At 61.6% G+C, this 19,401-nt stretch carries 16 protein-coding genes; 8 read left to right on the top strand and 8 right to left on the bottom strand.

Going from position 1 to position 19,401, the window contains the following annotated elements:
• Nucleotides 1-87 precede the first annotated feature (87 nt).
• The 3 genes from ABVR31_RS10230 to ABVR31_RS10240 all read right to left on the bottom strand — a co-directional run bounded on the left by ABVR31_RS10230 (nt 88) and on the right by ABVR31_RS10240 (nt 1,727).
• Entirely contained in the window at nt 88-642 is a 555-nt protein-coding gene (locus tag ABVR31_RS10230; RefSeq protein ID WP_288422607.1) for an isochorismatase family protein, read from the bottom strand.
• A 16-nt stretch (nt 643-658) separates the two neighbouring features.
• A complete protein-coding gene (locus ABVR31_RS10235) occupies nt 659-1,084 on the bottom strand; it encodes a MarR family winged helix-turn-helix transcriptional regulator (RefSeq protein ID WP_021506146.1) in 426 nt (141 codons plus the stop codon).
• A gap of 97 nt (nt 1,085-1,181) precedes the next feature.
• Nucleotides 1,182-1,727: a helix-turn-helix domain-containing protein gene (locus ABVR31_RS10240; protein ID WP_021506147.1), complete on the bottom strand. Its 546-nt coding sequence runs from the start codon at nt 1,725-1,727 to the stop codon at nt 1,182-1,184.
• A gap of 97 nt (nt 1,728-1,824) precedes the next feature.
• Between ABVR31_RS10240 and ABVR31_RS10245 the strand changes: the two genes are divergently transcribed.
• The 4 genes from ABVR31_RS10245 to ABVR31_RS10260 all read left to right on the top strand — a co-directional run bounded on the left by ABVR31_RS10245 (nt 1,825) and on the right by ABVR31_RS10260 (nt 9,817).
• Nucleotides 1,825-3,003 (top strand): benzoate/H(+) symporter BenE family transporter, encoded by a 1,179-nt coding sequence (locus ABVR31_RS10245; protein ID WP_372772645.1) that lies wholly within the window; start codon nt 1,825-1,827, stop codon nt 3,001-3,003.
• A gap of 153 nt (nt 3,004-3,156) precedes the next feature.
• The gene (locus tag ABVR31_RS10250) at nt 3,157-4,473 is read left to right on the top strand and encodes an SrfA family protein (RefSeq protein ID WP_288422606.1); all 1,317 of its coding nucleotides are present in this window, start codon (nt 3,157-3,159) and stop codon (nt 4,471-4,473) included.
• A gap of 2 nt (nt 4,474-4,475) precedes the next feature.
• Nucleotides 4,476-7,448, top strand: a complete 2,973-nt coding sequence (locus ABVR31_RS10255; protein WP_372772647.1) for a virulence factor SrfB — start codon at nt 4,476-4,478, stop codon at nt 7,446-7,448.
• Entirely contained in the window at nt 7,445-9,817 is a 2,373-nt protein-coding gene (locus ABVR31_RS10260; RefSeq protein WP_215800149.1) for a virulence factor SrfC family protein, read from the top strand. The genes ABVR31_RS10255 and ABVR31_RS10260 overlap by 4 nt, the downstream gene beginning before the upstream one ends.
• Here ABVR31_RS10260 and ABVR31_RS10265 read toward each other — a convergent pair whose 3' ends face one another.
• The 3 genes from ABVR31_RS10265 to ABVR31_RS10275 all read right to left on the bottom strand — a co-directional run bounded on the left by ABVR31_RS10265 (nt 9,818) and on the right by ABVR31_RS10275 (nt 10,962).
• Nucleotides 9,818-10,087: a barstar family protein gene (locus ABVR31_RS10265; protein WP_058758476.1), complete on the bottom strand. Its 270-nt coding sequence runs from the start codon at nt 10,085-10,087 to the stop codon at nt 9,818-9,820.
• 2 nt (nt 10,088-10,089) lie between these two features.
• Nucleotides 10,090-10,524, bottom strand: a complete 435-nt coding sequence (locus ABVR31_RS10270; protein WP_372772650.1) for a ribonuclease domain-containing protein — start codon at nt 10,522-10,524, stop codon at nt 10,090-10,092.
• An 87-nt stretch (nt 10,525-10,611) separates the two neighbouring features.
• Nucleotides 10,612-10,962, bottom strand: coding sequence for a helix-turn-helix domain-containing protein (locus tag ABVR31_RS10275; protein WP_021506154.1), 351 nt, complete (start codon nt 10,960-10,962; stop codon nt 10,612-10,614).
• A gap of 292 nt (nt 10,963-11,254) precedes the next feature.
• Here ABVR31_RS10275 and ABVR31_RS10280 point away from each other — a divergent pair, with 292 nt between their 5' ends.
• Nucleotides 11,255-12,409, top strand: coding sequence for an efflux RND transporter periplasmic adaptor subunit (locus ABVR31_RS10280; protein WP_031279145.1), 1,155 nt, complete (start codon nt 11,255-11,257; stop codon nt 12,407-12,409).
• Nucleotides 12,410-12,427: 18 nt separating this feature from the next.
• Complete coding sequence (gene oqxB, locus ABVR31_RS10285) at nt 12,428-15,583, top strand: multidrug efflux RND transporter permease subunit OqxB (RefSeq protein ID WP_058758475.1); 3,156 nt, start codon at nt 12,428-12,430, stop codon at nt 15,581-15,583.
• A gap of 192 nt (nt 15,584-15,775) precedes the next feature.
• Here the strand turns inward: oqxB and ABVR31_RS10290 are convergent, their stop codons facing one another.
• The gene (locus ABVR31_RS10290; protein WP_031279147.1) at nt 15,776-16,261 is read right to left on the bottom strand and encodes an Rrf2 family transcriptional regulator; all 486 of its coding nucleotides are present in this window, start codon (nt 16,259-16,261) and stop codon (nt 15,776-15,778) included.
• A gap of 520 nt (nt 16,262-16,781) precedes the next feature.
• Here ABVR31_RS10290 and ABVR31_RS10295 point away from each other — a divergent pair.
• Nucleotides 16,782-16,994: a hypothetical protein gene (locus tag ABVR31_RS10295; protein ID WP_150058171.1), complete on the top strand. Its 213-nt coding sequence runs from the start codon at nt 16,782-16,784 to the stop codon at nt 16,992-16,994.
• Nucleotides 16,995-17,039: 45 nt separating this feature from the next.
• Here the strand turns inward: ABVR31_RS10295 and ABVR31_RS10300 are convergent, their stop codons facing one another.
• Entirely contained in the window at nt 17,040-18,227 is a 1,188-nt protein-coding gene (locus ABVR31_RS10300; RefSeq protein WP_372772653.1) for an MFS transporter, read from the bottom strand.
• Nucleotides 18,228-18,437: 210 nt separating this feature from the next.
• On the opposite strand from ABVR31_RS10300, the gene tus reads away from it, so the two are divergent.
• Complete coding sequence (gene tus, locus ABVR31_RS10305) at nt 18,438-19,364, top strand: DNA replication terminus site-binding protein (protein WP_372772655.1); 927 nt, start codon at nt 18,438-18,440, stop codon at nt 19,362-19,364.
• Nucleotides 19,365-19,401 lie beyond the last annotated feature (37 nt).

Consider the following 19,401-nt stretch of genomic DNA (forward strand, 5'->3'; position numbering starts at 1 on the left):
TCGCCAGCCTAACATCCAGCATCGCCAGACAGCCTTCAGGGAGCCGCAAAGATAAGGGCCGGCAGCACCAGCCCTGGAGGGAAAAGATCAGTTCAGCAGCGCGAGGATTTCGTCAGTGGTGCCGGTTTCGCCGAGGCGCGGGAAGATGCGCTCAATGCTGTTGTGGTGGGTTTCAGCGTTCAGGCAGCTCATCGCATCAGTCGCCAGCGTAACGTTGTAGCCCAGCTCGTATGCCTGACGCGCCGTGGATTCCACGCCGATACTGGTGGCAATCCCGCACACCACCACCTGCGTCACGCCACGCTGCTGCAGCTGCTGGTGCAGATCGGTATTGTGGAACGCGCCCCAGGTTTTTTTCGTTACGCTGATATCGCCCGGCTGCGGTGTCATTTCCGGCACCAGCACCGCCCAGTCTGCCGGCAGAGCAGCATCGTGGCGCGGCTGCTGATTGCGGCCCGGGGCGCCGCCCGCCACGTTCACCAGCACCACCGGCAGCTGTTTCGCGCGAAACGCCTGCGTCAGCTGCGTGGCGCGTGCAATCACTTCATCCGGATGGTGCGGCGTAACCGGCAGGCGGACGATGCCGTGCTGCAGGTCGATGACAATCAGGGCGGTTTGGGCATCTAACGTGGTGACAGCCATGGTGAGTCCTCTCAAATTAGTGGTCAGCGAGTCGTTGCAGTAAGGGAATGGCGGCCAGCAGCGTTTGCTGCTCCTGCGGACTGAGCAGGCTGCTGATACTGTGCAGCAGCCAGTCGTCACGCTGGGCGCGATTGCTGGCGATGAGCTGCAGGCAGGCAGCGGTAGGCTGATAACGGGTTTTGCGGCCATCCTGCGCATCGGCCACGCCCTGTACCAGGCCCAGCGTCTGCAGGCTGGCGACCGTGGCACTCATTGACTGGCTGCGCACCCCTTCGCGCGCGGCCAGCTCGGTCACCGTCATTGCGCCGTCGCGCACCAGATATCCCAGCACGGAAACCTGCGGCCAGGTGAGATCGCCCGGCGGGGCCGATTCACGCAGGCGGCGCATCAGTTTGCCATTGATGCTGCGTAACGCGGCAGCGGCGCTAATCAGCTCGCTCATCGCCCTTCTCCTTTACTGATGAGACCGCAGTATATAAATACGCAGGCAAACTGTGTAGTTTGCCTTCGTATCAATTTGTAATTGCACATCCCGCCGCTCAGCTGCGCTGCAAATAGTGAATCAGGCTATGAAAGCGCAACGGGCTGGCCAGCGGATTGCGGTAGCTGTGCGGCTGATCGGCGGCGAACTGGCTGGCTTCTCCGGCCTGCAGGCGACGCCAGCTGCCCGCCATGCCCAGCAACAGCTCACCTTCCAGCACCACCACCTGCTCAATCACCCCGCTTTCGTGCGCTGACGAATCGCTTTGCGCGCCCGCCGCCAGCGTCACTTCCAGCAGATCGAAGCGCAAACGCGCGTCATACGGCAGCAGCGGCTTCACCTGCATTTGTGCATTGGGCTGGCTGAAGGTCGCCACGTCGCCCGACGGCTGCGCCCCGCTCTGCACAAAAAAGGAGAACGGCACATTAAAGCCGGTGGCGATTTTCCATAGCGTGGCGATCGTTGGACTCGACTCGCCGCGCTCAATCTGACCGAGCATGGCTTTACTCACGCCGGTGCGCGCCGCCGCCAGCGTCAGGCTCCAGCCATTGGCCTGACGCAGCTGCTTCAGCGCCTGGCTGAGATGTTGATGCAGATTTTCCATGAATTCTCCTGAAAAGCGGGCGCGCAGTGTACCACTTGTGCGCGCCATACCGTGCGTGCCACAATGTGCGTTATAACGCACAACAGGATGTGATTCCATGACCACTGCAACTGTTCGTCCGGCTTTTTCCTTTCCGATGCTGATTTCCGGCCTGATCGCCGTGCTGGTCGGCTACAGCAGCACCGCGGCGCTGATCTTCCAGGCGGCGCAGGCTGCAGGCGCCTCACCGGCGCAGATTGGCGGCTGGCTGTCGATGCTGGGCGTGGGCATGGGGCTGGCGTCACTCGGTCTGTCGCTGTGGACGCGGATGCCGGTGCTCGCCGCCTGGTCGACGCCGGGTGCCGCGCTGCTGGCCACCAGCGTGCACGGTCTGACGCTGAATGAAGTGGTCGGGGTGTTTGTCGCGACCAATCTGCTGATTGTGCTGAGCGGCGTGACCGGCCTGTTTGCCCGGCTGATGAACCACATTCCCCAGTCGCTGGCGGCCGCGATGCTGGCGGGGATTCTGCTGCGTTTTGGCATCGGCACCTTCAGCGGCTTACAGGATCATTTTGCCCTGTGCGGCAGCATGTGTCTGGTGTGGCTGCTGGGCCGCCGCTGGCTGCCACGTTATGCCATTCTGCTGGCGCTGGTGACGGGCGTGCTGGTGGCGCTGGGTCAGCGCGCCATCCACTTTCCGCCTCATGCGCTAACGCTAAGCGTGCCGGAATTTATCATGCCGCACTTTAATCCTGCCGCGCTGATTGGCGTCGGCTTGCCCTACTTCCTGGTGACCATGGCGTCGCAGAATGCGCCCGGTATTGCCACGCTGCAGGCGCATGGCTACCGGCCGCCGGTCTCCGCGCTCACCGGCTGGACCGGCCTGATCGCGCTGCTGCTGTCGCCGTTCGGCGGCTTCTCGGTGTGTATTGCGGCGATCACCGCCGCGATCTGCATGGGCGATGATGTCGATCCGGACCCGGCGCGCCGCTGGGTGGCTTCCGCGCTGGCGGGCGTGTTCTATCTGCTGACCGGCTTTACCGGCGCGCTGATCGCCGTGATGCTCAGCGCATTGCCGCCGGTGCTGATCGCCACGCTGGCCGGTCTGGCACTGCTGGCCACGCTGGCGGGCAGCCTGCAGCGCGCGCTGGCGGAACCGGCGCAGCGCGACAGCGCCATCGTGGCATTCCTGATCACCGCCAGCGGCATCTCCCTGCTCGGCGTCGGTTCGGCGTTCTGGGGCCTGATCGGGGGCGTCCTCAGCCATTTGCTGCTCAGCCCGCGCCGGAACGGTTAACATTTCACCCCCCCGCGTACCGTGGGGGGAATAACGCCCTGTTTTCCCCCCTTTTTCCCCCGTTTGATTGCGGCGCATTTGGCTTAAGATCACTACCATCGCCCATCACACCCGATGTTTGGCTTCAGATAACCACCGATAAGGGCCCAACGAGTGGCAAAAACTTTTCTGCGCAGCGGCAATCTCGACGCGTTACTGGCTCTGGGGGAGAACGGCCAGCCGGTCTGGGCTTCTGCCCTGCAAATTCGCGAAACATTACGTTTGCGCCGCCAGACGACTCTGGCCAACTGCCTCGCGATCCCGCAGGCCAACGAGCGCGGTGACCGCCTTGACTGGTACGCGCCATTCAGCGGCAAAGTGAAATCCTGGCTGGCGGCCAGCGATCGCGAAAAGCGTCAGGCGCTGGATCAGCTCACCCTTAATCAGCAGGATTTGCAGGCGCTCAGCCTGCGCGCCCGGGATGCCGACAATCCGGCGATGCGCCTGTTTGGGGCGCTGCTGGCAAAGACGCTGCAGTTTCCCGATCAGCAATACGTCTATCTGGTGGATGGCAAGCCGGTGATCACCTTCTGGGGCTTTGTCGACCCGCAGGCGCGCACGCGTGATGATGCGCTGGCCTGCCTGCGCGACAGCCTTGATGAAGAACTGCCGCCGCTGGTGGTGCCCGCGCCGGAGCCAGAAAGGGCTGCCGCGCCTGAACCGGTTGCGGCCCCCGTTGTGGCGGAGCCCGAGCCGGAACGGCTGGCGGAACCCGAACCACAGCCCGAACCCGCACCGCTGAGCGTTGTCGCCGACACGCCCGCGCGGAAGAAATCCGCACTGCGCCCGCTGCTGCTGGTGCTGCCTCTGGCCGCTGTCGCCGCAGCGGGCGTGGCCTTCTGGTTACACGACGCGCCGGTCCAGCCGGCAGAAACCGAAACCGCGCCTGTGGTCAGCGCCGCGCCCGCGCTGGCCCCGGCGATGCTGGCGAAAGCACAGACGCTGGCCGCCACGCTGCCACACAGCAGTGCGACGGTGACGCCTGCGCCGGCACCGGCTGCCCCACCGGCAACGCCGGAGGTCGTAGCGGAACATACCGAACCGGCCAAAGCGGACGATCTGGTGATGACGGCCGATGACGCGCGCCTCGGCTCGGTGAAATTTATCAATGGTACCTGGCGCGTGACGCTGCGTCAGACCAATCTGCCGACCGGCAAGCCGCCGAGCCTGCGCTATCAGATCCGCAACGGTAAAGGCAGCGCAGTGATTACCCAGGGCGACAATATTCGCTGTAAAGCCGATGTCACTGCCGCCATGACCAGCGCCGGCACCATGGTAGTGCGCAGCCGCTATACTGCCAGCTGCAGCGATAAATCACGCTATCGCATGCCGGAGCTGGTGTGCAAAGCCGGTGATGGCATTGCCAGCTGTACGGCGCAGTATGGCGCCGATCAGGTGTTCCCGTTGACGATTAAGCGTGAGAGTAAGTAACCATGTTGGCTCCCCTGATTGATGACAAACAGAAAATCACGCTGATCGAAGACAGCGGTGTGCAGTTTCTTGATTTTGGTTTGCGCCTGCCCGCGCTTCAGGCGCGGCGGCAGTTTGTGCGCCAGACCGCCAATGGTCCGTTGCTGCGCCTCAACGTTGATGGCAACAGCGGCAAGTTTCTGCTCTATCCGCTGGATGGCGGTGCCGCTGAGGTGGTGCGTCCGGAAACCGATATCGCGCTGGCCGATTCCCTGACGCTGCTGGCCGGGCAGTGGCTGCCGCTGCCGGTGCTGCGCTGTTCCAGCGGCCGTCGTTTCATCGGTGGCCCGGATAACTGGGCGCGTCTGCGCCTTGCGCCGCTTAGCCAGCCCGACGCGGCGGGCAATACCCATCGCATCACCCTCGCCTTCGATACGCGCCTGGTGGCCGACGCGGACGGCGGTGAGCAGTTGGGGTTGAGCAAAGCCGATGCGCAGAACGGCGTCAGCTTCGCGCTGGCGTGGCACAACTATGAACTGGGCGAGTTCCTCGATCTCACCTGGGTTGACGGCTGGCTGCGCGAGACGTTCAGCCAGCAGGTGTATGCGCTGGAATCACGCCGCGAGCAGGAAGTGAACCAGGCGCTGCGCGAATTTGAATATCAGGCGCACTATCTCAACGTGCTGGAACTGCTGGGCGAACAGCTCGATCTGGCAGAAATCACTATCCAGGCGGCCTCACCGCAAACGCCGGCGGTCAACGTGGATATCATTCTCGACGTCGGCAACTCGCACACCTGCGGCATTCTGGTGGAAGATCACCCTGAAGAGAGCAACGGCCTGCGCCAGACCTATGAGCTGCAGCTGCGCGATCTGTCGCAGCCGCACCAGGTCTACAACGAGCTGTTCGATAGCCGACTGGAGTTTGCCGAAACGCACTTTGGCAAAGCCAACTTCTCGCTGGAGAGCGGCCGCGAAAACGCGTTTATGTGGCCCTCGCTGACCCGCGTCGGTCGCGAAGCCAGCCGCCTGGCGCTGCAGCGCGCCGGCACTGAGGGCAGCACCGGCCTCTCCAGCCCGCGCCGCTACTTATGGGACGAAGCGCGTTATCAGCCAGGCTGGCGCTTCAACGCCAGCGGCGGCAGCGACGAGCCGCAGGCCACCGCGCTGCCGTTTACCCTGTTGCTCAACGATGAGGGGCAGCCGCTGCATGCCCTGCCGGAAGATGACCGCCTGCCGGTGTTTTCTGCCAGCTACAGCCGCAGCTCGCTGATGACCTTTATGCTGTGTGAACTGCTGGCGCAGGCCATGATGCAGATGAACAGCGTGGCCCAGCGCCAGCGTATGCCGCAAAGCCAGGCGCCGCGCCAGCTGCGTCATGTGATCCTGACGCTGCCGTCGGCCATGCCGAAGCCGGAGCGGGAAATTTTCCGTCGCCGCATGCAGGAAGCCATCGCGCTGGTGTGGAAAGCCGAAGGCTGGCATCCGGCCGACGCCGCGTTTGACGCCGCCAGCCAGGCACACAGCCTGCGGCCGGTACCGGATGTGCAGATGGAGTGGGATGAAGCCACCTGCGGTCAGATGGTGTGGCTGTTTAACGAAACCCAGGTGAATTTTGCCGGTCGCGCGGAAGATTTCTTCAGCAGCATGGCGCGCCCGGATCGCCCGCGCGAAGCGGATGAGCTGCCGGGCAAAAGCCTGCGCATCGCCTCGATTGATATCGGCGGCGGCACCACCGACCTCGCCATCACCCAGTATCGTCTGGATGATGGTCAGGGCAACAACGTGAAAATCACCCCGCGCCTGCTGTTCCGGGAAGGGTTTAAAGTGGCCGGCGATGACATTCTGCTGGACGTGATTCAGCTGTGGATCCTGCCGGCGCTACAGCAGAGCCTGCAAAAAGCCGGCCTGGCGCTGGCGGAACCACTGATGAACAAGCTGTTTGGGCACGACAGCCGTATGGACGGTCAGGCCACGTTGCGCCAGCAGGTCACCCTGCAGCTGTTTATTCCGCTGGCGCAGGCGGTGCTGGAACGCTATGAAAACTGGAATCCACTCGACAGCCACAGCGAAATTAACGCGCTGTTTGGCGAGCTGGTGCCGCAGAAGCCAGCCAGTAGCGTGCTGGCGTTTGTCAACGGAGAGATTCAGCGCACGCTCGGCGGCGACAGCCGTTTCGATCTGCTTGACGTGCCGCTGGTGGTGAGCATGGCGCAGTTGCATGCTGAGTTCCTGCAGCACCGGATGGCGATTATCCCGGCGCTGCGCGCCATGTGCGAAGTGGTTTCCCTCTATCAGTGCGATGTGCTGCTGCTGACCGGTCGCCCGTCGCGCTTCCCGGGCATTCAGGCGCTTGTGCGTCATTTGCAGCCGCTGCCGGGCAGCCGCATTTTGTCGCTGGAGGGGTATCACACCAGCGACTGGTATCCGTTCAACAAACAGGGACGCATTGATAACCCGAAATCCACCGCGGCGGTCGGTGCCATGCTGTGTCTGCTGGCACTCGATCTGCGTCTCAGCAGCTTCTGGTTCCGCGCCGGCGATTTTGAACCCTACTCGACCATTCGCTATCTTGGCGTACTGGATGAAAACGCCACGCTGAGCGATGACAATCTGTGCTACAGCGAGATTGATCTCGATAGCCACAGCTTCGCGCTGGACCGTAAAAGCAGCTTCCGCATTCGCGGTAACGTCTGCCTCGGTTTCCGCCAGCTGGAGAACGACCGCTGGCCGGCGACACCGCTCTACAGCCTGAGCATTACCGATCCGCAGCTGGCGCGCCAGGTAGCGGGCGAAAGCGTGCTGCGCATCAGGCTGGCGGTACAACCGGGCCCGGATAACCTCGGCCCGGAGCGGCTGGTGCTGAGCGAGGCGCGCATGGACGATGGCACGCGCGTGCCGCTGGAGCAACTGAGTCTGAAACTGAATACGCTGTCGGCCACCGGCAACGCCAATGCGCAATACTGGATCGACAGCGGGAGCGTGTGTAAACGATGAGAACTGCCAAAAAAGCCACGCCGGCGACGCCTGCTAAACGCCTGGGTCTGCTGCAGGAGACGGTTGACGGCGCGCTGAACTGGGTGGAGAGCCACCAGGCGCACTCGCCGCGTCTGGCGCTGGAAGCCGATACGCTGCGGCTCCAGCTGCGGCGCGCCCGCGTTGAAAGCCACGCGCTGGCGCGACAGCTGGCGCGGCCGGTCACCCTGGCGCTGTTTGGTCAGTCGCAGGCGGGTAAAGCCTGGCTGCTGAGTGAAATGGTCGGCGACGCGCAGGGCCAGCTGATCGCCCGTCTCGGCGACAAAACCCTGAACTATTTTCAGCACATCAATCCCGGCAATCTCGATTTTGCCATCGCCACCCGTTTCAGCCATCAGCGTGAAGCGCAGTCAGGCGCGTGGCCGCTGGAGATGACGCTGCTGAGCGAAGCCGAGCTGATTCGTCTGATGCTGGCCGGTGCCAGCGCGGACACCCAGCCGGACAGCGCGGCGATTGATGCCGCGCTGCAGCGCCTGCAGCGCCATCGCCAGAGCGAGATGCAGCCCGGCCTCGACAGCGACGCGCTGGTGACGCTGTGGGCGTGGCATCGCCGCCAGCCCGACCACGCCGAGGTGCTGGACCGTCATTTCTGGCCGCAGGCGATTGAGCTGGCACCGTGGCTCAACGTAGACGACCGCGTGCAGCTGTTTGCGCTGCTGTGGCCGCAGCGTCCGGCGCTGAATGAAACCCTGCGCAGCCTGCTGCATCTGCGCCATCAGCTGCGGCACGCGCCGCGCGTGCTGGCACCGCTCAGCCTGCTGGTGGATGACGCCTCGCTGCCCGCTGAAAAGCTCATCGGCCATGACGCCGACCTGAACGAATTGATTGAAGTGTGTCCGGTTGTCGCCAACCGCGTGGGCAAACCGCAGTCAGTACCGCTCGGCTGGCTGGCGCTGCTGACGCTGGAAATCACCCTCCCGCTCAGTTCGACGCCGCGTCAGGCGCTGTATGACGAAGCCGATATGCTGGAACTGCCCGCACCGGGCACGCCCGCCGACCGCGATCAGCAGGATGAGCGCGCAAGGCTGCAGGCGCGTGATGCGCTGCGCGCCAGTCTGCTGGAACAGAAACGTGCCCTGCTGCCGGGCTTCTATGCCGCGCGTCAGGGCATCGATTTAATGCTGATTTGTACCGCCGCCAGCCAGCGTCAGGATGCGGATCTCGCCGCCAGCGCGCTGCGCGAGTGGCAACTGCAGCAGAGTGCGACGGCCAGCGCAGACAAGCCGCGCCTGATTTGGGCGATTACGCCGCACGATGCGCGCTATCAGCAGTCGCAAATTAACGTCGATGAAGCGGTACAGCGGCAGATTGGTCAGCCGGGCCAGAGCTGGGGCTCAATGCTGGCGCGCGATCGCGCCGGCGTCGACCGCATGAGCAGCTGGCTGCAGGATGAGATGCAGCCAGAGGCACGGCGCGACCGGCTGGCGCTGCAGCTCAGCACGCTGCAGCAGAAACTGGTGGAGCGTCTGCAGCCGTGGACCGAAGCCAGCGCCACGCCGGAACAGGCCGCGCGGAAACAGGCCATCGCCGATACGCTGCTGAAGTGTTTACAGCATCGCACCGGCCTGCACGGCGAGCTGCTTGAGCGTCTGCAGCCGTCGCGCGAGGCGGTGCGCCAGCTGTGGCTGAGTCAGAGCCACGGCAGCACGCCGTCCACCGGCGGCCAGCCAGCCGCGGTGGAGCAGAGCTATTTTGGTATTGGTTTTGAGTTTGACCTGTTTAACGATGAGCCGGTAACCACCGCCGAACCGCGCAGCAGCAGCGGCCAGCGCGATCAGCAGTTTCCTCAGCAGGTGTTCGCGCTGTGGCTGGCGCACCTGCGTCAGCTGCCGGAGAGCCAGAGCCTGCTGGCGCTGCTCAACGTTGATAAGCCGACGCTGGAACTGCTGGTGGAGGAGCTCATCACCGCCAGCTTCCGTCTGCAGGTGCTGAGCAAACTGCAAAGCGCGCTGAACGAAACGGAGACGCAGGCCAGTGCCCATGAAGCGCGCACCGATCGCCAGGTGTCGCGTGCCATGACGGTGCTGGGTGACTTTGTCGCCTGGCTCGGCTTCCTGCAGCGGGATGAACGTGAACGGCCGCAGAGTCGCGTCAATCGCGGCAGCCCGATTTTCGCCCGCCCGCCGGCGCCCAGCGTCAGCTTTTCGTCAGGCCAGCGTCTGACGCGGCTGTCTGCCGCGCCGGCTAACCACACCGCCTATTACATTTATGACTGGCTGGTGGGGTTAAATTCGCTGATCGTCGAGAATAACGGCTACACCGGCGGCGGCGATTTGTCGGCCAGCGCACGCCAGACGCTGGCGATTATGCTGCTGCCGCTGCACGCGTAGTCAGTGAGTAATCAGGCGCAGCTCACCCGCCAGCTGCTGCGCCGCCTCTTCCAGCAGCGCCAGCACCGGGGCAAACTCCGCGCTGGTGCTGACCTCGGCGACATGCTGCAGATGCAGCGTTGCCGGCAGCGCCATGCCGCCGGTCAGCCAGTCCCACAGCGCATCCAGATTGTAGCCAAAGCATTCACCGCAGCCGCTCTGTTCGACCAGCGCCTGATAAAAGGCCTGGCGCGTGCCCAGCGTGCGAAAATCAAAATGGAGTGTCAGCATAGTCAGGGTACCGGCGTGAAGCTGCGATAGTGATCGGTGGTGAGAAAGATCAGCCCATCGGAAGAGTAAAGCAGACGATCGGCATCGCGGTGGCCGCAGTCATAATTGACGTCCGCTTCATACCACTGGCGTCCCGCCTGCATCGGCAGTCGCCGTTCGCGGTTACTGAAGCGATCGCCGCCAATCACGCGCCCCGGCAACACTTCACACAGGTTGCCCTGCGCCGGGTTCCAGCCCTGACGACGTGCCGCGCTTTTGGTGAGATAAAAATCAGGCAAACGGTGATGCTGTTGCAGCCAGCGCGCCACGCGCTTTGCATCGGTCAGTTGCGCAATATCCGTCTGTTTTTCTGGCGCAGTACCGCTCAGATGGGGCTTCAGCCCGATCCAGCAAACCACCAGCGCAAACAGTAATCCAATCCAGAGTTTTTTCGACATAGTGACATCCTGAAAAGCAGGACGCCGATAATAGCAGGTTTCAGGCGGGGAAAAACGCGGGCCAGCATGGCTGGCCCTGGCGGAGGTTTACTGCTGCATCGCGCTCGGGGTGTGCGCGGCGTGACGACGCCATGCGCCCGGTGCCACGCCATACTGGCGCTTGAAGCTGCGGTTAAACGACTGCTGTGAATCGAAGCCCAGCGAAATCGCCACGTTGAGGATCGGTTCGTTGGTGGTGGTCAGGCGGTCGGCCGATTTTTTCAGCTTCTTAGCCCGGATGTACTCACCAAGCGGATAGCCGGTGTGCTCTTTGAACATACGCTGCAGGTGCCACTTCGAATAGCCGGCGCGCCCCGCTACGGTGTCCAGATCCAGACGTGCTTCAATGTTGTTATCAATCCAGTCGATCAGATCGTGAATAAAAGCGTCGCTCATCATCCCATTCTCTCCCGTCGCCATGGCGAACAGTATCAGTATCAGTTGCAATTACACTTTAAGGGTGACTGACTATCGCACTTAATGCAAGTTTTATTATTGCATTAAATGCCGCACTCGCCGTAGGGGCTTTCGCTACCTGTTACGAATTGATCAAAACCGCACATAAAGTGTATCAGATATTCTTGCAGATGCAGTTCGCCCAAGCCTACACTCCTGTGGTTTTAATGCAATCTTAAAAGTTGCAGATTTTTCGTACGTCTCCTTTCTTTTTCACCAACGCGGAATAACAACAATGCATCTGCAAACATATGGGGTTCGTCGGGCCGTAAGCCTGTCAGGAGTGATGTTGCTGGGAAGCCTGCTGGCCGGTTGTGATCGCGGTGTGGCGCAAAATGCGCCGCCGCCTCCGCCCGAAGTGAGTGTCGCGCAGGTGGTGCAACAAAAAGTCAGCCAGTGGGATAGCTTCAATGGCCGCATTGAAGCGGTGCAAAGCGTGCAGCTGCGTCCGCGCGTTTCGGGCTACATCGATCAGGTTAACTATCGCGAAGGCGATGAGGTGAAGAAAGGTCAGGTGCTGTTTACCATTGATGACCGCACCTACCGCGCCACGCTGGAGCAGGCGCAGGCCGAACTGGCCAGCGCGCGTAGCCAGGCGGCGCTGGCCCGCAGCGAGTCGGCCCGTACCGACAAGCTGATCGGCACCCAGGTGGTGTCGCGCGAAGAGTGGGAACAGCGGCGTTCGACCGCCAGTCAGGCGCAGGCCAGCGTGCTGGCCGCCCAGGCGGCAGTCGATATGGCGCAGCTGAACCTCGACTTTACCCGCGTCACCGCGCCAATTGATGGTCGCGCCAGCCGGGCGATGATCACCACCGGTAACCTGGTGACCGCCGGCGACAGCGCCAGCGTTCTCACCACGCTGGTTTCGCAGGACCGCATGTATGTCTACTTTGACGTCGACGAAGCGATTTATCTGCAGTACCAGGCGATGGCGCGTCAGGGCCAGAACCGCGGTTCGCTGCCGGTAGAGATTGCGCTGACCGGCGAACAGGGCTATCCGCACCGCGGCACCGTCGATTTTCTCGATAACCAGCTGACCGCCAGCACCGGCACCATTCGCATGCGCGCCACGCTCGACAATCAGCAGCGTCAGTTTACCCCAGGCCTGTTTGCCCGCGTGCGGCTGCCGGGCAGCGCAGAATTCAACGCGCTGCTGGTCGACGACCGCGCGGTACTAACCGACCAGGATCGTAAATACGTTTACGTGGTTGATGCGCAGGGCAAAGCCGAACGCCGCGATGTTCAGCTGGGCGATCTGGCTAACGGCCTGCGTATTGTGCAGCAGGGTCTGAAGCCAGGTGACAAGGTCATTGTCAACGGTCTGCAGAAAGTGTTCATGCCCGGTATGCCGGTAAAAGCGCAGCCGGTGGCCATGCGCTCCGCTCAATAATAATCGAGACTGCCCGTTATGGATTTCTCCCGCTTTTTTATCGACCGACCGATTTTCGCCGCGGTGCTGTCGATTTTGATATTTACCACCGGACTGATCGCCATTCCACTCTTGCCGATCAGTGAATACCCCAACGTGGTACCACCCAGCGTGCAGGTGCGCGCAGAATATCCCGGTGCCAACCCCAAAGTGATTGCTGATTCGGTGGCAACGCCGCTGGAAGAAGCGATCAACGGGGTGGAAAACATGATGTACATGAAGTCGGTGGCCGGCTCAGATGGCGTGCTGGTTACCACCGTGACCTTCCGCCCGGGGACCGATCCCGACCAGGCGCAGGTCCAGGTGCAAAACCGCGTGGCGCAGGCTGAAGCGCGTCTGCCGGAAGAGGTGCGTCAGCTCGGCCTGACCACCCAGAAGCAGTCACCTACCCTGACGCTGGTGGTGCATCTGTTCTCGCCCCACGGCAAGTACGATTCGCTCTATCTGCGTAACTACGCCACGCTGAAGGTGAAAGATGAGCTGGCGCGCCTGCCGGGCGTCGGCCAGATTCAGATCTTCGGTGCCGGTGACTACGCGATGCGCGTCTGGCTCGACCCGAACAAAGTGGCGGCGCGCGGCATGACCGCCGGCGACGTGGTCAGCGCCATGCAGGAGCAGAACGTGCAGGTTTCTGCCGGCCAGCTGGGCGCTGAGCCGACGAAGAAAGAGAGCGATTTCCTGCTGTCGATCAACACCCAGGGGCGGCTGGAAGATGAGGCGCAGTTTGGCAACATCATCCTGAAAACCGCCGATGACGGCACGCTGGTGCGCCTGCGTGACGTGGCGCGCATCGAGATGGGCTCCGGCAGCTATGCCCTGCGTTCGCAGCTGAACAACAAGGATGCGGTTGGTATCGGTATCTTCCAGTCGCCGGGTGCAAACGCCATCGACCTGTCGAATGCGGTACGCGCCAAGATGGCCGAGCTGGCAACGCGCTTCCCGGATGACGTGCAGTGGGCCGCGCCGTACGACCCAACGGTGTTTGTGCGTGACTCAATCCGCGCCGTGGTTCAGACGCTGTTCGAAGCCATCGTGCTGGTGGTGTTAGTAGTGATTCTGTTCCTGCAGACGTGGCGCGCCTCGATCATCCCGCTGCTGGCCGTGCCGGTGTCGGTGGTCGGTACCTTCAGCGTGCTCTACCTGCTGGGCTTTTCGCTCAATACCCTGAGCCTGTTCGGGCTGGTGCTGGCGATTGGGATCGTGGTCGATGACGCCATCGTGGTGGTGGAGAACGTCGAGCGTAACATTGAACAGGGCTTAACACCGGTGGCGGCGGCTCACCAGGCGATGCGCGAGGTTTCCGGGCCGATTATCGCCATCGCGCTGGTGCTGTGTGCAGTGTTTGTGCCGATGGCCTTCCTCTCGGGCGTAACCGGTCAGTTCTATAAGCAGTTTGCCGTGACCATTGCCATTTCGACGGTGATTTCGGCGATTAACTCGCTGACGCTCTCTCCGGCGCTGGCGGCGAAACTGCTGAAGGCGCACGGTGCGCCGAAGGACCTGCCGACGCGCCTGATCGATCGCCTGCTGGGCTGGGTGTTCCGGCCGTTTAACCGCTTCTTCCAGCGCAGCTCGGACGGCTATGAATCGATGGTCGGCAAAACCCTGCGCCGGCGCGGCGCGGTGTTTGGCGTGTACGTGCTGCTGCTGGCCGGTGCCGGCTTCATGTTCCATACCGTGCCAGGCGGCTTTATTCCGACGCAGGATAAGCTGTACCTGATTGGTGGCGTAAAGATGCCGGAAGGCTCATCGCTGGCGCGTACCGATGAAGTGATTCGTAAGATGAGCGAAATCGGCATGAACACCGAAGGCGTGGCCTACTCCGTCGCCTTCCCCGGCCTGAATGCGCTGCAGTTCACCAATACGCCGAATACCGGTACGGTGTTCTTCGGTCTGAAGCCGTTCAGCGAGCGCAGCCGCACTGCGGCGGAAATCAACGCTGAGATCAACGCGAAAATTTCCAAAATCCAGCAGGGCTTCGGTTTCTCCATCATGCCACCGCCGATCCTCGGTCTGGGCCAGGGATCGGGCTATTCGCTGTATGTGCAGGACCGTGCGGGCCTGGGCTATGGCGCACTGCAAACCGCGATTAATACGCTGTCCGGTGCGGTGATGCAGACGCCTGGCATGATGTTCCCGATCTCCTCCTATCAGGCCAACGTGCCGCAGCTGGATGTGCAGGTTGATCGCGACAAAGCCAAAGCGCAGGGCGTATCGCTGACCGATCTGTTCACGACGCTGCAGGTGTATCTGGGTTCCTCTTACGTCAACGACTTCAACAAGTTTGGTCGTACCTGGCGTGTGATGGCGCAGGCTGACGGGGATTTCCGCGACAGCGTGCAGGATATCGCGAACCTGCGCACCCGTAACGATCGCGGTGAGATGGTGCCGATTGGCAGCATGGTGAACATCACCACCACCTACGGTCCGGACCCGGTGATTCGCTATAACGGCTATCCGGCGGCCGACCTGATTGGCGATGCCGATCCGCGCGTGCTCTCTTCCGCGCAGGCGATGGAGAAACTCGAGGCGATGTCCAGCCAGGTGCTGCCGAACGGCATGAATATCGAATGGACCGACCTGAGCTATCAACAGGCAACCCAGGGCAACACCGCGTTTATCGTGTTCCCGGTGGCGGTGCTGCTGGCGTTCCTGGTACTGGCGGCGCTGTATGAGAGCTGGACGCTGCCGCTGGCGGTGATCCTGATCGTACCGGTGACGATGCTCTCCGCACTGGTCGGCGTGTGGCTGACCGGCGGCGATAACAACGTGTTTGTCCAGGTCGGTCTGGTGGTGCTGATGGGGCTGGCATGTAAGAACGCCATCCTGATCGTCGAGTTCGCCCGCGAACTGGAGATGCAGGGCAAAGGGATTGTGGAGTCGGCGCTGGAAGCCTGTCGCCTGCGTCTGCGCCCTATCGTTATGACCTCCATCGCCTTTATCGCCGGCACCGTGCCGCTGATTCTGGGCGAAGGTGCGGGCGCCGAAGTGCGTGGCGTCACCGGCATCACCGTGTTCTCGGGCATGCTGGGGGTTACGCTGTTTGGCCTGTTTCTGACGCCGGTGTTCTACGTGACGCTGCGTAAGCTGGTGACGCGCAAACAGCAGCCGGCGGTTGAGACGCAGACGGTGTAAACGCTAAGGAGTAAAACCCATCCGGGCCACCGTGCCCGGATTTTTTTTGCCTGACGCAGCAAGACGATGTTACACAGCAACAGCGCGCCTCTGCGCCAGAGCACAGCAGCGGGATTTCACAGGATTTACAGGGGTAGATTGCGCGTGCAGAAGCGGAATGGAAAGGTGCGCATCAGCGATGCGCACGCGAGGTTAGCGGTCTTTTTTGCAGAGTTCGGCGATTTCGAGGTCGGGCAGCGGTTCGCAGTTGCTGGTATCGTGCTTTTTCAGCTCGTTAAGGGCATCGGCGACGGTGCGGGTTTCCAGCACTTTAAGCGACGCCTCTTCCGCTTGCTCCGCGATCGATTTGAAGTACCAGCACAGGTTGGCGCTGACCAGGCAGCGCGGTGCGACATCGGGGCGCGACGCCCACAGTTTTTTGTCTTCAATCACTGAAGTGTAGATATCGCGCAGCGTGATCTCAGCGGCCGGACGACCCAGATGGATCGAGCCGGTACGGCCAAGCGTCGAGACAATGATGCCATCGCGCGTTAACGGAACCATGAGTTTCCGAATGAAACTGGGGTTCGCTTCAAGACCATACGCCAGAATGGCACTGGTCGAGCGTTTACCCAATTGCTCCGCCATCGCTACGCTCAAAACCATCTGCAAAGCTGTCGGGAAGCGGTAATCTAGCATTTCTGTTTCCTGAGTTGCGGCCTATCTTCTTGTTTTCATACCGCGGCAGTGAATAATCAATGAGCAATAAATATAACAAACACTGTTGCTTTTTAGAATACCGAAAATGCTTTCCACCCGTGACTAACCTGCGCTAATACTCGCTTTGATATCGATTTAAGTTATTGAATTTATATGAAAATATTCCAGTATGACATGCCACTGACCGCTTTAGCACTCTGAGCCTTGCGCAACAATATGCGCGACGTGTCACTTTTTTGCCCCCACCGCTGTAGCTGCGGGCTGGTGAAGGACGTTGTGACAAAGGTACGATTATTTCTGCACGGGTGTCGCGCCGTGTGCGCAACCGACCTTCAGACAAGCCATTGTTTCTGTGTAAGAAACAAAAACACACCGGCGAAGGGGCTGCGTCAGGGTCGATTAACCGGTTTCTGAAAGGAATAATATTGATCAGGGTCATGATTCCCTTGCTATTTTTTGCACAAAATGCGCGCCGTTACTATTTTCGAGGCGCGAAATAATGTCTGTATTATCCCCGGTCGTCGGCGCGTTATTGCTGACCGTTCTCCCGCTGATGGTGGGCATCATCACGGCGGCAACCAGCTGCCTGAACGCGCCAACCTTATGGCAATGCGTGCGGATGGCACCGCTGCCTTTCGTTGTCTCGGCTGGCTGCACTCTGCTGTTAAGCGCGTTGTGTTGCCTGCTGCAATATCTGACGGATCGCCACTAAAGCGCAGCAGCGGCCATCTCTGCCCGTTAGCCGTCAGTGGCGATTTCAACCTGCGGATTCCGGAGCGCCTGCCGGCAATTTCCGCTTCAGCACCACCACCAAAAGCACGTTGATGAGCGCCAGCCCGCATAACAGCCACAGCGTAGCCTGCGCGCCGGAATGCTGGAAAATATAGCCGCCAATCAGCGGCGTGAGCGCCTGACCAATCAGCGCCGGTCGCGCCATGCGGCCAACCACAATGGCGTACTCTTCCGGTTTTACCATCGCCAGCGGCAACGTACCGCGCACGATAGCCCGCAAGCCATTTCCTGCACCGTACAGCACCATACTCACCAGCGCCCACGCGGGATAACAGGCCAGCAGCAGTAATCCCAGCGCCACCAGTCCGACCGAGAAGAAAGTGGTCCAGATGGGATGGCCGCGTTTGAACGCCATATCGACAATGCGCGACGCCACCTGGCACGGCCCCAGCAGCGTGCTGATCGCCAGCGCGGCGCTCAGCGAATGCCCGCTCGCCTGCAGCAGGGTAATCAGCTGCACCGATATCGCCGTCATGATCACCGACGCGAGGGTAAAGATGCTGCACAGCAGCCAGAACAGCGTGGGGGCCAGCGAATTCTGTGCGGTATGCTGTTGCGTGGCTTTTGGTCTGGATGGCGTGCGCGGCGCTGGCAGCGCATACAGGTAAGCCGGCAGCACCGCCAGGCACAGCAGCGCGGCAATGGCCAGACAGGCGCCGCGCCACTCCAGCCAGTGGATCAGCAGCGCGATGCCGGGCCACACCAGCGAGGTGCAGAATCCTGAAATCAGCGTAATACCGGTAATCGCGCCACGCGCCTGGCCGCCATATAAGGTGCCCAGTGTGGCGAACAGCGCGTCATACAGGCCCATCGCCATGCCCGCGCCGATAATCAGCCAGGCGAACAGAAACAGCGGCAAACTGTGACTCAGCGCCATGATCACCAGCCCGAGCGCCATCACCGCCCCGCTCGCCGCCAGCAGCCGGCGACCGTGTGCGCGGGCAATCAGCCGGCCGCACAGCGGTGCCAGCAGGCCGGAGACCAGAATGCCAAGCGAAAGTGCGCCATACACCCACTGCTGCGACCAGCCGGTTTCCGCGATGATTGGGTTAGCCATCACGGCCATCAGATAAAATGATCCGCCCCATGACAGGATCTGCACGGCGCCGAGCGTGACGATAGCGGGCGCGCCCGGTTTTGGCTGATACTCCACAGCTAATATCCGTTAACAGGTAAATCACGGTTATAACATGTTCATCCGACAGGAAAAATGCCCGCGCGCCCTGTTAAGCCGAATTCCACGCCGGGATTTCAGCGATTGGGTGGATAAACTTTATAATAGTATGTTGTAACTAGTATGCCTGCTTGCCCGCCGCATCATTCAGTGCCACCCTTAGGTATGTTGTAACTATGGAGAACCGCGATGGCTCGCTATGATTTGGTGGCTGATTTACATGAATGCGTGAATACGCTGGAGCGCGAACTCACTGCACTGCGGGCGTCGGTTGAACAGCAGCCGCTGTTGCTGGCGCGCGTGTTCAGCCTGCCTGAGATCGAGAAAGGCAAAGAGCATGATGAAATCAACCGCATCGCGGTGACCCAGCATCTCGGTAAACGCGCGCGCGAACTGGCCCTCGCCCACTACTGTCGCCTGTTTATGCAGCATCAGTCAGAAAAACTCAGCACCAAAGCGGCGGTGCGTCTGCCTGGCGCCCTCTGCATTGAGGCGGATGAGGCGGCCAGCCAGCGACTGGAGCAACAGGTCACGACCATCAACACCCTTAAACAGCGGCTGGAGCAATTGATCACCGTCGACTCCGGCCTGCCGAGCGAGGCGCGTTTTGAGTTTGTGCACCAGCATCTGCGTGGCCTGATCACCCTCAACGCCTACCGCAGCGTCACGCTACTGCAGGCGCCGGATACGCTGCGTTTTGGCTGGGCGAATAAAAACATCATCAAGAAGGTGACGCGCGAGGCCATCGTCGAGCAGCTGGAGCGCAGCCTGAAGGCGAACCGCGCGCAGGCGCCGTGGACGCGCGAACAGTGGGCAGAGAAAGTGCAGCAGGAGCTGGAGCGGGTGCAGTCATTACCCGACGGCGCGCAACTGAAGATCAAGCGGCCGGTTAAAGTGCAACCTATCGCGCGGCTGTGGCGCGCCAGCGAGAAAAAACAGCTGCAGCTGGCCTGCCCTTCGCCGCTGCTGGTGTTGTGCCGCGATCGTACGCAGGTGCCGACGCTGGGTGAACTGCTGGATTACGATGCTGAAAACATCGCGCACCGTTACAAGCCGCTGGCGCAGCCGCTGCATCTGATCATCCCGCGGCTGCATTTATGGAGTGACCGTCTGTAAGGCAAAAAAACAGCGCGACAGGTCGCGCTGTAGTGTC

It is taken from the genome of Pantoea sp. WEP, from assembly GCF_041678305.1.
In the GTDB taxonomy this organism is placed as follows: Bacteria; Pseudomonadota; Gammaproteobacteria; order Enterobacterales; family Enterobacteriaceae; genus Pantoea; species Pantoea dispersa.

Bases quoted from the DNA above. Each gene is read 5' to 3' on its own strand.
- ABVR31_RS10230 (WP_288422607.1), bottom strand. From the start codon at position 642: ATGGCTGTCACCACGTTAGATGCCCAAACCGCCCTGATTGTCATCGAC.
- ABVR31_RS10235 (WP_021506146.1), bottom strand. From the start codon at position 1,084: ATGAGCGAGCTGATTAGCGCCGCTGCCGCGTTACGCAGCATCAATGGC.
- ABVR31_RS10240 (WP_021506147.1), bottom strand. From the start codon at position 1,727: ATGGAAAATCTGCATCAACATCTCAGCCAGGCGCTGAAGCAGCTGCGT.
- ABVR31_RS10245 (WP_372772645.1), top strand. From the start codon at position 1,825: ATGACCACTGCAACTGTTCGTCCGGCTTTTTCCTTTCCGATGCTGATT.
- ABVR31_RS10255 (WP_372772647.1), top strand. From the start codon at position 4,476: ATGTTGGCTCCCCTGATTGATGACAAACAGAAAATCACGCTGATCGAA.
- ABVR31_RS10260 (WP_215800149.1), top strand. From the start codon at position 7,445: ATGAGAACTGCCAAAAAAGCCACGCCGGCGACGCCTGCTAAACGCCTG.
- ABVR31_RS10265 (WP_058758476.1), bottom strand. From the start codon at position 10,087: ATGCTGACACTCCATTTTGATTTTCGCACGCTGGGCACGCGCCAGGCC.
- ABVR31_RS10270 (WP_372772650.1), bottom strand. From the start codon at position 10,524: ATGTCGAAAAAACTCTGGATTGGATTACTGTTTGCGCTGGTGGTTTGC.
- ABVR31_RS10275 (WP_021506154.1), bottom strand. From the start codon at position 10,962: ATGATGAGCGACGCTTTTATTCACGATCTGATCGACTGGATTGATAAC.
- ABVR31_RS10280 (WP_031279145.1), top strand. From the start codon at position 11,255: ATGCATCTGCAAACATATGGGGTTCGTCGGGCCGTAAGCCTGTCAGGA.
- oqxB (WP_058758475.1), top strand. From the start codon at position 12,428: ATGGATTTCTCCCGCTTTTTTATCGACCGACCGATTTTCGCCGCGGTG.
- ABVR31_RS10290 (WP_031279147.1), bottom strand. From the start codon at position 16,261: ATGCTAGATTACCGCTTCCCGACAGCTTTGCAGATGGTTTTGAGCGTA.
- ABVR31_RS10295 (WP_150058171.1), top strand. From the start codon at position 16,782: ATGTCTGTATTATCCCCGGTCGTCGGCGCGTTATTGCTGACCGTTCTC.
- tus (WP_372772655.1), top strand. From the start codon at position 18,438: ATGGCTCGCTATGATTTGGTGGCTGATTTACATGAATGCGTGAATACG.